Source organism: Phytoactinopolyspora endophytica (assembly GCF_004138495.1).
GTDB classification, from domain to species: domain Bacteria; phylum Actinomycetota; class Actinomycetes; order Jiangellales; family Jiangellaceae; genus Phytoactinopolyspora; species Phytoactinopolyspora endophytica.
In genome coordinates this window covers 31,153-33,362 of sequence record NZ_ML142857.1, presented here as the reverse complement: position 1 = coordinate 33,362, position 2,210 = coordinate 31,153, and the positions used below count along the sequence as shown (strand labels likewise).

Below are 2,210 nucleotides of genomic sequence, written 5' to 3'. Positions count from 1 at the left end.
CCATGGGCTGCAGTCATCTCCCGGATCGGCCCATTCGACGACGACTGGCACGCGTGGGGTGTGAGTGATCGCCAGCTGGCGCGGTTCGACCTGCACCCACGGCATTGGGCGGGTCGTCGGCGCTGACGGCCCCTTCGGGCGGCGTCGTCAGTCGTGGAGTTTCTCGAACAGTAGCTGATACAGCTGTGGCGGCCGGCCGACTTTACGGGCCCGGGCCGGCGGCATCGGCCACGCCAATCCCTCATCCACCAAGGTCCGCAACGCACGTCGGGCGGTCTGCAGGCCTACCTCGAGGATCTCGGAAACCTTGTCGGCGTCGACCACCTTGTTCTCGTCCCGATCCAGATTGTCAGCGAGGCGGGCGAGCGTCCGAGTCGCCTTCGATGACGTGCCACCGCCGGTGGAGTGCACGACGTGCGGCGCGGGCTGCCGGTCGACGTAAAGCTGGTGAACCGTGCCTGCCGGGCCGAGCAGGAACGCGGCCTGACCACCTGCTGCGGACGCCTTGTCCACGGCGGTCTGCGCGTTCAGCTCGGCTTCCCTTGTCGAGTGACCCAGTCCGATTCCCACCTCGACGTCGATACCGAGCTCGGTGGAGATGCGTCGCAGAAACGGGGCCACCGTCAAGTCGTCGGTGGCCACCCGCAACGAACCCATGGTGGTCACGATGAGGTAGCTGCGCTCGTCCCGCGCGAGCACGGCGGCGTCCATGGGCCTGGCCTCACGCAACAGTTCGCCGTAGAGGGACAGCTTGGACTCCTGGTAGGAGTAGCTGCTGGGGCCAGGGTGGGCAGAGAGCATCGTCGCCGGAACCCGCACGATCACTGTGACGATGCGCGAGCCCTCTAACTTGGCCTCGCTGCCGATCAGGCTCGCCGTCTGCAGCGCATGTCGCACGGTGGTGTCGGCCGCGCTCATGGTCAGGACGGGCACCTTGGCGTCGTTCAGGGCCGCCGCGACCTTGGGTACGGTGGTGACGGCGCCGGTGGTCTCGCCTAGCTCGTACAGGCTCCGGTGGAACTCCAGGAAATCGGCGGCTGCGTCGGGGTGCGAGTAGGGGAGTACCCGCACGTGGCGAGGGCTGAGCCCGATCTCCGCATACGAGCGCGTCACGTCGCTCTTCGTGACCGAGTCGATGCTGATCCGCGTGGGATCGAAGGCGCTGCCAAGGATGCCGCGCAGCAATGTGCCATGTATGGCGGCCCCGTCCACGGGCACATAGGTGGCCGGCACCGGAAGGGTATCCCGGCGGGCGACCGTGTCGTACGGCAACGGTCCGGAGAACAGGCAGACGTCGATCCGTGCCGCGATCTTGACGACCGTGGCGGCCGCGTGCGCCTCGTCGGTGTACGCGGCCGCCACGAGCCGCAACCATGTCCAACCCGTGTCCCGGGCCACGGACATGATCCGCTCGACGGCCTCCGGGGCGCCCACGACACCGACGGTGATCTCATCCCGGGCGCCGTTCGGTCCGTGCATGACTCCCTCTCCAGGCACCCGGCGCTCAAGTCCCCAACCACACCGAGGGTACCTCGCTGCTCGCGGGCGTGACCGCCAGATATTCAAGGGTGCTGACCGGCGAACACTCAGGTGCTGACCGGCAACACCGCTCCGAGCAAACGCTGCGTGTATTCGTGCCGTGGCGACTCGAACAGCTGCGCGGTCGGTCCCTCCTCCACGATCCGGCCCTGCGACATCACGGCGACGCGGTCGGCCAGGCGTTCGACGACGGCGAGGTTGTGTGAGATGAACAGGCAGGAGAGGCCGAGCCGTTCCTGCAGGTCGCCGATGAGAGCCAGGATCTGCGCCTGGATCGACACGTCGAGCGACGACGTCGGCTCGTCGCACACGAGCAGTTCGGGTTCCAACGCCAGCGCTCGGGCGATGGCGATGCGTTGCTGCTGGCCTCCGGAGAACTGCGTCGGGTACAGGTCCGCGAACCGTGGGTTGACCCCCACCATGTCGAGCAGTTCCAGGGCCCGCTCCCGCCGGGAGTCCTTGGAACCCCGGTCATGGAGCCGCAGCGGCTCCATGACATTGGCCGCCGCGCTGTAGTGCGGCAGCAGCGAACCGAACGGGTTCTGAAACACCATCTGCATTCGCTGGCGCAGGACGCGCAACTCCCGGCTACGCAGCGATGCCAGGTCGCGTCCGTCGAAGACCACTGTGCCGGACGTGCACGGCTGCAACCCCATCAGCAGCCTGGCCAC

Annotated in this window: 2 protein-coding genes; both read right to left on the bottom strand. The window is 67.6% G+C overall.

Annotated elements, in window-relative coordinates:
* Positions 1-147: 147 nt before the first annotated feature.
* Positions 148-1,479, bottom strand: a complete 1,332-nt coding sequence (locus ELR45_RS18025) for a transcriptional regulator (protein ID WP_129667632.1) — start codon at positions 1,477-1,479, stop codon at positions 148-150.
* A gap of 107 nt (positions 1,480-1,586) precedes the next feature.
* On the bottom strand, positions 1,587-2,210 hold a 624-nt coding region (locus ELR45_RS18020), incomplete at its 5' end, for an ATP-binding cassette domain-containing protein (protein ID WP_165367887.1).